This window comes from Rahnella perminowiae (genome assembly GCF_019049755.1).
Lineage (GTDB): Bacteria > Pseudomonadota > Gammaproteobacteria > Enterobacterales > Enterobacteriaceae > Rahnella > Rahnella perminowiae.
The window spans coordinates 1-8573 of the sequence record NZ_JAFMOS010000419.1 but is presented as its reverse complement, the minus strand read 5'-3'; the positions used below and the strand labels follow the sequence as shown (position 1 = coordinate 8573).

At 52.3% G+C, this 8573-nt stretch carries 6 protein-coding genes and 1 pseudogene; 4 read left to right on the top strand and 3 right to left on the bottom strand.

Annotated features, from left to right (window positions below; all coding sequences use genetic code 11):
- Positions 1–225: 225 nt before the first annotated feature.
- The 3 genes from J1785_RS06300 to J1785_RS06290 are packed head-to-tail and all read left to right on the top strand — an operon-like array spanning position 226 to position 5914.
- Entirely contained in the window at positions 226–1359 is a 1134-nt protein-coding gene (locus J1785_RS06300) for an efflux RND transporter periplasmic adaptor subunit (protein ID WP_217219059.1), read from the top strand.
- Positions 1360–1368: 9 nt separating this feature from the next.
- The gene (locus J1785_RS06295; RefSeq protein ID WP_129954917.1) at positions 1369–4518 is read left to right on the top strand and encodes an efflux RND transporter permease subunit; all 3150 of its coding nucleotides are present in this window, start codon (positions 1369–1371) and stop codon (positions 4516–4518) included.
- Complete coding sequence (locus tag J1785_RS06290) at positions 4511–5914, top strand: efflux transporter outer membrane subunit (RefSeq protein ID WP_129954916.1); 1404 nt, start codon at positions 4511–4513, stop codon at positions 5912–5914. Before J1785_RS06295 ends, J1785_RS06290 begins: the two co-directional genes overlap by 8 nt.
- Positions 5915–5992: 78 nt before the next feature.
- Here J1785_RS06290 and J1785_RS06285 read toward each other — a convergent pair whose 3' ends face one another.
- Entirely contained in the window at positions 5993–6247 is a 255-nt protein-coding gene (locus tag J1785_RS06285; protein ID WP_129954915.1) for a helix-turn-helix domain-containing protein, read from the bottom strand.
- A gap of 276 nt (positions 6248–6523) precedes the next feature.
- Between J1785_RS06285 and J1785_RS26700 the strand changes: the two are divergent.
- Positions 6524–6633, top strand: a pseudogene (locus J1785_RS26700) (IS630 family transposase); the annotation flags it as partial.
- Between the two features lie 109 nt (positions 6634–6742).
- Here the strand turns inward: J1785_RS26700 and J1785_RS06280 are convergent.
- Both J1785_RS06280 and J1785_RS06275 read right to left on the bottom strand, forming a co-directional pair.
- The gene (locus tag J1785_RS06280) at positions 6743–7222 is read right to left on the bottom strand and encodes an Hcp family type VI secretion system effector (protein ID WP_015696031.1); all 480 of its coding nucleotides are present in this window, start codon (positions 7220–7222) and stop codon (positions 6743–6745) included.
- A 239-nt stretch (positions 7223–7461) separates the two neighbouring features.
- Complete coding sequence (locus tag J1785_RS06275; protein ID WP_129954914.1) at positions 7462–8151, bottom strand: hypothetical protein; 690 nt, start codon at positions 8149–8151, stop codon at positions 7462–7464.
- Positions 8152–8573 lie beyond the last annotated feature (422 nt).

The window sequence follows — 8573 nt, the reverse complement described above, 5'->3', positions numbered from 1 at the left end:
CAATTAGTTAGTTTACTAAGTAACAAGTTTATTGCTATTTCACACTGCACGAAAAGATTAAAATCCCATAACAATAAGGGGTTATATAGCAACATCATCCTCATGTTTTGAAATATAGAAACATAGGTGATGACAATATGCTTACACAGAGAAATCAGGCGCTCTCGTATAGTAGAGGACTTGTTGAGAATGGTTGTTCTCAATTTCCCCAAAAGAGTGAATTCTATGCGCCTGAAGTTACTTTCTGTCAGTACAGTGCTACTGCTTTGTGCATGTGACGGGACCGCCAGCTCTGCTTCTCCGGCAGTGCAGGTTCCTGCGGTAAATGTCATTACTTTGCACAGCCAGCCCGTTACCCTCACGACCAGCCTGCCCGGCCGCACCACTGCCGTACGCAGCGCAGAAGTCCGGCCGCAGGTGAATGGTGTGATCCAAAAACGCCTGTTTGTGGAAGGCAGTGAAGTCAAAGCCGGTCAGCAACTTTATCAGATTGATCCGTCAACCTATCAGGCGGCGTTTGACCGCGCCATGGCGACCTGGAAAAGCGCCGATGCGACAGCCCGCCGTTACAAGCCGTTGGTTGATGCGCAGGCCGTCAGCCGTCAGCAATATGACGATGCCGTGGCTGCTGAACGCGAAGCCGCAGCGGATGTCGAAACCGCCCGCGTCAATCTGCAATACACCAAAGTATACGCGCCGATCTCCGGCCACATTGGCCGCTCGGTGTATACCGAAGGTGCACTGGTTACCAGCGGCCAGACGGCGTCTCTGACCACCATCGATCAGCTCAATCCTATTTATGTCGATGTGAACGAATCCTCGCAGGACTTACTGAAACTGCGCCGCGCGCTGGCTTCCGGTAAGTTGCAAAGCGCCGGTGAAAATGCGGCACGGGCCACCCTGACGCTGGAGGACGGCAGCAAATATCCCCTGCCGGGCAAACTGGAATTCTCTGAAGTCACCGTGTCGCAAAGCACCGGTTCCGTTATTTTGCGTGCCTCCTTCCCGAACCCGCACGATGAACTGCTGCCGGGCATGTTTGTACACGCCCAGCTGCAACAAGGTATTGATGAAAAAGGCCTTCTGGTGCCACAGGAAGCCATCATGCATGACGTAAAAGGCTCGCCGTATGTGTACGTGGTGAAAGCGGATAACAGCGTTGAGCAGCGAGCCATTACCACCGGTCAGATGATGAACGGTAACTGGTTAGTGAATCAGGGACTCAACGATGGCGACAAAGTCATTACCGATGGGTTACAGAACGTCAGACCAGGCGCCAAAGTCAACGCCACCGAGCGTAAAACCAGTGCCCCTGCCGAACAGGCTAATCTCGCGATGACCGATCCTTCCGCGCAATAGGTGAGCTGAATGTCTACTTTCTTTATTAACCGCCCCATATTCGCCTGGGTTGTCGCCATCGTCATTATGATCGCCGGTGCGCTGTCAATCATGAAACTGCCGATCAACCAGTACCCGAATATCGCGCCTCCGGCGATTTCCGTCAGTGTCACCTACCCGGGTGCGTCAGCGGAAACGGCTCAGAACACGGTGGTTCAGGTTATTGAACAGCAACTGAACGGGCTGGATAACCTGCGCTATATCGAATCGCAAAGTAACAGCGATGGCAGTGCTACCATTATTGCCACCTTTGATCAGGGCACTAACCCGGATATTGCGCAGGTTCAGGTACAAAACAAAGTGTCTCTGGCCGAATCACAACTGCCAACCGAAGTGGTTAATCAGGGGATCCGTATTGCCAAATACCAGGCCAACTTCATGCTGCTGGTCAGCCTGATTGCGACTGACGGTAAAATGAGTAACTCGGATCTGAGTAACCTGTTGGTGACCAAACTCGAAGACCCGATTGTGCGTACCAAAGGCGTCGGTGACTTCCTGATGCTCGGTTCAGAATACGCGATGCGTATCTGGCTCGATCCGGCAAAACTGTATAAATATAAGCTGATCCCAAGTGATGTCAGCGCGGCGATTGAAGCGCAAAACGTGCAGGTGTCGTCCGGCTCCCTCGGCGGCCTGCCGACGGTAAAAGACAGCAAACTCAGTGCCACTATCATCGGTAAAACCCGTTTTGACAGCATTAATCAGTTTAAAAATGTGCTGCTGAAGGTGAATGCCGACGGCTCTCAGGTACGCCTCAGCGATGTCGGGAATGTGGATTTGGGACCGGAAAGTTATTCGATTTCCTCCACCTTTAACGGCAAACCGTCAACCGCTATCGCCCTGCGTCTGGCAAGCGGCGCGAACGTGCTGGACACCGACAGAGCAGTAAGACAAACCATCGCCGGGCTGAAAGACTCTCTGCCAGCCAACGTAAAAGTCGAGTTCCCGTACCAGACCGCGCCGGTAGTCAGCGCCTCAATCGAGGAAGTGGTAAAAACGTTGCTCGAAGCCATCGTGCTGGTGTTTTGTGTCATGTTGCTGTTCCTGCAAAACCTGCGTGCGACACTGGTGACCACGCTGGTGGTGCCGGTGGTTCTGCTCGGGACATTCGGTATTCTGGCAGCTGCGGGGTATTCCATTAACACCCTGACCATGTTCGGGATGGTACTGGCGATCGGCCTGCTGGTGGATGACGCCATCGTGGTGGTGGAAAACGTCGAACGTGTGATGACGGAAGAAAAGCTCTCGCCAAAAGACGCCACGATTAAGTCGATGAAACAAATTCAGGGCGCGCTGTTTGGTATCGCACTCGTTCTGTCTGCCGTCCTGGTGCCAATGGCCTTCTTCGGTGGCTCGACCGGGATCATCTACCGTCAGTTCTCCATCACCATTGTGTCTGCCATGGCGCTTTCGGTGCTGATGGCGCTGATTTTCACCCCGGCACTGTGTGCCACTATCATCCGGCACAATGACGAAGAGAAAGCCAAAAGCGGTTTTGCGGGCTGGTTTAACCGTAACTTCGATAAAGGTGCGATGCGCTACACCGCAGCCGTCGGCACGGTGATCTCCCGCCGTCGTCTGTTTTTGGGTCTCTACCTGCTGATTGTCATCGCCACCGGTTTTATGTTCACACGCGTGCCGACCACCTTTCTGCCGGATGAAGATCAGGCTGTGATGTTTGTTCAGGCGACATTGCCCGCCAATGCCTCAGCAGAACGGACCCAGCAGGTACTGGATAATGTCCGCGAATATCTGTTGAAACAGGAAAGCGGTATTGTCTCCTCGGTGTTTACCGCCAACGGTTTCAGCTTCGCCGGGCGGGGTCAGAACGTCGGAATTGCGTTCGTGCAGTTGAAAACCTGGGCAGACCGCCCAGGTGCTGCGCAAAAAGTTCAGGCGCTGGCCGGTCGTGCGATGGCGCATTTCGCCACTATCAAAGATGCCCGTGTGTTTGCTTTCGTTCCGCCAGCGGTTATGGAACTGGGTAATGCCACCGGGTTCGACTTCTTCCTGCAAGACACTGACGGCAAGGGGCATGAAGCGCTGATGGCCGCGCGTAACCAGTTCCTGCAACTGGCCTCGCAGGACAAACGTCTGATGGCGGTGCGTCCGAACGGGATGGAAGATGAACCGCAATATCAGCTGGAAATTGACGATGAGCGCGCGCAGGCGCTGGGTCTGAGCCTCGACGACATCAACAACACGCTGTCTGCGGCCTGGGGTTCAGCGTATGTGAATCAGTTCATGTATAACAACCGCGTGAAGCGTGTTTATATCCAGGGTAAGGCGGCTTCCCGCGTCACGCCTGAAGATTTGAATAACTGGTATTTCCGTAATTCCAGCGGCGATATGGTGCCATGGAGCGCCTTCGGCAGTGGCAAATGGGTGTACGGATCCCCGCGTTATGAGCGTTTTAACGGCGTGTCTTCCGTTGAACTGATGGGTTCGCCGGCACCGGGCTACAGCTCAGGTGATGCCAACGAGGCAGTGATGGAAATCGCGGCCAAACTGCCGCCGGGTTATAAAGTGGCCTGGCACGGTCTGAGCTATGAAGAGAAGCTTTCCGGCTCACAAACACCGGCGCTTTACAGTCTGTCAATGATCGTGGTGTTCCTGTGTCTGGCGGCGCTGTACGAGAGCTGGTCAATTCCGTTCTCCGTCATGCTGGTGGTACCGCTGGGGATTTTAGGCACCATCGGCGCCGTGCTGCTGCGCGGGCTGTCGAACGACGTTTTCTTCCAGGTCGGCCTGCTGACAACCGTCGGGCTGGCGGCGAAGAATGCCATATTGATTGTTGAGTTCGCCAAAGAGTTACATGAGAACGAAGGGATGTCGGTGACTCAGGCGGCCATCGAAGCGGCCAAGCTGCGTATCCGGCCGATCATCATGACCTCAATGGCGTTTATTCTCGGCGTATTCCCGCTGACCATTTCCAGCGGTGCGGGTGCGGGCAGCCAGCATTCCATCGGGACGGCGGTGGTCGGCGGTATGCTCACCGCCACCTTCCTGGCCATTTTCTTCGTGCCAATGTTCTACGTCACGGTGGTGAATCTGTTCACCCGCAAATCGAAAAAACACGATAAGGCGCTTCCTGCACCCGAGGCCACACACCATGAATAAACCGCATTTCGCGCTCTCGCTTGTCAGCGCGTTTTCACTCACCCTGCTGGCGGGCTGTACCCTGGAACCTGATTATCAGCGCCCTGCACTGCCGGTCGCCAGCAACTGGGACAGTGCTTCCCCTGGCGCGGCACAGGATATCGGCTGGAAAGCCTTCTTCAATCAACCGGCGATGAATCAGCTGATTGGCATGTCACTGGCTAACAACCGCGACCTGCGGGTCGCGGCGTTAAACGTCGATACCGCACGCGCTACCTTCCGGATTGACCGCGCCGCCCTGCTGCCGACGCTCAACGCCGGTGCCAGTGAAACCAACCAGCATCTGCCGGGCGGATTGTATTCAACACAAAGCACCGGACCGGTGACGTATCAGCAATACAGTGCCAATCTGGGCGTGACGTCTTATGAGGTTGACCTGTTTGGCCGCTTACGCAGCCTGCGCGATCAGGGGCTGGAGACTTACCTGGCGACAGAAGCCACGCAGCGCGCGACGCAAATCTCGCTGGTGTCTGAAGTGGCTTCCGGTTATCTGAGTCTGGCGGCGGATAACGATTTGCTGAAACTGGCAATCAGCACCGCCGGCAGTCAGGAAAAATCTTACGAACTCACCAAACACAGCTATGATGCCGGCATCGACACCTCACAGGATCTGGTGCAGGCCGAAACCACGGTGCGTGCGGCACAGGCTGATATCGCCCAGTACACACGTCAGGTGCGTCAGGACGTCAACGCGCTGACCCTGCTGGTCGGCACCACCATCCCCCAGAGTTTGCTGGCGAACGCCACCCTGCAACAGGACTGGAAATTCCCGCAGACACCGGCCGGTTTGCCCTCTGATCTGCTGACCCGCCGTCCGGATATTATTTCCGCTGAACATACGCTGAAAGCCGCTAACGCCAATATCGGCGCGGCGCGGGCGGCGTTCTTCCCGAGCATCACGCTGACCGGCACGGCAGGCACAGAAAGCGGCAGCCTGAGTAAACTGTTCGATGGCGGTACCGGCGCGTGGTCATTTATGCCTTCGGTTAACATCCCGATCTTCGACGGCGGCGTGAATCAGGCCAATCTCGACATCGCGAAGGACACCAAAAAAATTGATATCGCCAACTATGAGAAAGCGATTCAGACGGCGTTCAAGGAAGTGTCCGACGGCTTAGCCGGTCAGGCGACTTACAAAGACGAACTGCTGGCCCGCCAGCAGGACGCCGACGCCAACCAGCGCAACTACGATCTGTCGCAGATGCGCTTCAAAGGCGGTGTCGACAATTACCTCAGCGTACTGGTCGCGCAACGCTCCCTGTATTCTGCTCAGCAAACGCTGATCACCACACAACTTGCCCAACTGAATCAGGACATCAGTTTGTATAAAGCTCTGGGGGGCGGCTGGAAGGAGTGAGTGTTTGAGTCAATGGAAACGCCGACGGGAGTCGGCGTTTTTGTTTTTAAGCCGGAGATACCTTATCCTGCAACATATTCATCGCAGAATCTTCTTCACCAGCTCACCCCGCGCATCAAAATAACGGCTCGGCCAGATCACGCTCGGATGCACATCCAGCGCCTGTGCAATCACCTTCTCCCCTTTCGGCCATGACCGCGACAGCGCATTCGACAGCGTGGATGAACTCAACCCCACGCTGCGCGATACCGCCGCCAGCGTCGTACCCCGTTTACGCAATGCCGCAATAATGTCTGCCTGATGCCAGTCGGTATGATTCTGTGCTTTGTTCATGGAGGATCCTTTCCTGAGTGATAAGTAAATAAAACGTCTACGCAGGAAGAGTAAACCGGCAGAAACATTATCCCAAAACGGGATAAAAGTTGAAGGAAGCTAATCAGGTTATTGATAGATAAGATGAAATGTAATATTGATGAGATAGCTGAGCTAACGTTGGTAAAAAATTATTTTGGTGAAAATTTTCGATTTGAAAAGGATGCAAAAATGAGTCTGAACTGGGGCCGGAGTGACCAAGTAGAGTATCTGTAAGCGCACCAGAAAGCCACATAACGACGGGCAAAAATCGTCACGACTCCTGTGGGTAACTATATCATCCACAGGAGTCGTGAAACACAGCGCTGAGGGAAGGTAGTCCGAAGTTCAGCGTAATTTATCAGCCGTCTACTCGCCGACGCTGGTCGCTCTGCTCCCCGTTTTCCGGTGCACCCACCTCGGGTGGCATTAGCTATTCTTTACCTGTGGGAAATGTGCCGCAAATAAAAACGGTGGTCATGCACAACAACGGTCATTCCATGAATCTCGGTAGATAATGTTTCCGTCAGTGTACTTCCATGTGATCGCCTCATAACGTAACTCTAGCGTTTCCAGATGCGTGCTGCTCATGCCGCCTGGAGCCAGGTAGGGTGAAATTGTCGTGATTTTGACGTTATCCAGGATGATATTGAAATACTCGGCCTCGATGCCAGATTCCAAGATGCGGTACATCTTGATTATTGCCTTCTTCATGGTTCGGCCTTCACACACTGCTCGATACAGGAGAGGCGTAGTCTGATCGAATTCTTTCACTATCGTGATAGGCCGATGAACGCGCGTACCCGTGAGTTTTCCGCATTGAGAATCAACGGGGATAGTGACACCGTGGGAGAATGATTTCAGCTCAATGGAACCTAAACGCAGTGGCATCATGCAGCTACCGACAACCGGAGAACCATTTTCATCTTCAAGCCATAAGTGAGCGGGTGTGGACATTCAATTTCCTTATCAGTGATAATTTAACAGCGGTTAATTTTTCGACCGTCACCATTTACAGTAACGTATAAAAATAACAATCATAACTATGGCGAATACGCCTATCGGCCAGACGGGACTATCAGGAAAAAAATAACCCTGAAATAGTGCGAAAATAATCGTGAGAACCACAGGCCCGTACAGTGATGATAAAAACGCTAGTTGCCACAGTAGAAATTTCTTTAGATATTTAATCATGGTTATCGAATCATTCGAGTAATGATACTTGCGATGTTGGAATCAGACCATTGCACTTCAAGTGCACCCGCGCGTTCGAACACTGGCTCAATAAGGAAATACATCATTTCCAGCTCTTGCGCATAAAGGGCTGCGTAATAGGCGGGATATCGAACGGATAGACGATGGGCACTATCCGCCGCTTTCTGAACCAAGCCATACGTAGTCACTACACCGGCAACCGTACCAGCTGCACGCCCCGTAAGAGAGCTGAGTTGCACACTTAGACTCAATCCAATGCGGACGCTGGTAGCGGCCGCTAAAGCATATCCTGCCCCTGTAAGTGAGCTGGCGGCGATATGAACATTCACAGCCATGAGCTGTTTTTTGATATACTCTAATTGGTCATTGGTTTTGTATTTAAATATTTCTTCAAAGTAGATATGAAGCATATTATAGACAACATCACCATTCTGGATAATTCGAATGACACCGTTCCTGAAGCGCAGATCTTCCGTCTTTTGTTTTTGGCAAACATCGTTATATTCATCGGTAAAACAGGACGTATAATACAACAGCCTGGTAGCACCCTTCCCTAATGTTTCAACTTGATTTGCGACCTGCTGACCGACAGCAGTTACAGCGTGATCTAGCTTTAGTGCAAGAATTTTATTCGCCTGTAAATGACTAATAATTTCATCGTTACCGTACATAATCGTTCCTTGCGTAAGGTACTAAGTCCATGCTGATCGATTTACCATTGAGTGGGCCCCACGAAAAGCCAGACAGTAGAAGTCTCTTAACTTAAGAGATAGGTTTGGGTATATGTCTAACACTAACGCTAATTTTAGTTACGACAGCAGCACGGTACAGGATGTGATGCCTGGCGTGGTAGAAAAGCGGTTCGATACTCATTTACCGGAAAATCAATCCAGTGGCTGACGGGCAACAGTTCGGCTTATGTAGCGCATGAAACCCGCTGAGTCCATTTAAAAAAGAGCCATTACGTTATGCCCATATGTTTTCACAATCTATTGGAGAACCTTTAAAAATGGAATTTTCAGAAATTTATTACTAATTAGGCGATTAAATCACCTCTCTTCAGACGGCCAAATTTAGCGCGCCACTCCAGTAT

Coding starts and splice junctions, on each gene's coding strand:
- J1785_RS06300 (WP_217219059.1), top strand. CDS start 226: ATGCGCCTGAAGTTACTTTCTGTCAGTACAGTGCTACTGCTTTGTGCA.
- J1785_RS06295 (WP_129954917.1), top strand. CDS start 1,369: ATGTCTACTTTCTTTATTAACCGCCCCATATTCGCCTGGGTTGTCGCC.
- J1785_RS06290 (WP_129954916.1), top strand. CDS start 4,511: ATGAATAAACCGCATTTCGCGCTCTCGCTTGTCAGCGCGTTTTCACTC.
- J1785_RS06285 (WP_129954915.1), bottom strand. CDS start 6,247: ATGAACAAAGCACAGAATCATACCGACTGGCATCAGGCAGACATTATT.
- J1785_RS06280 (WP_015696031.1), bottom strand. CDS start 7,222: ATGTCCACACCCGCTCACTTATGGCTTGAAGATGAAAATGGTTCTCCG.
- J1785_RS06275 (WP_129954914.1), bottom strand. CDS start 8,151: ATGTACGGTAACGATGAAATTATTAGTCATTTACAGGCGAATAAAATT.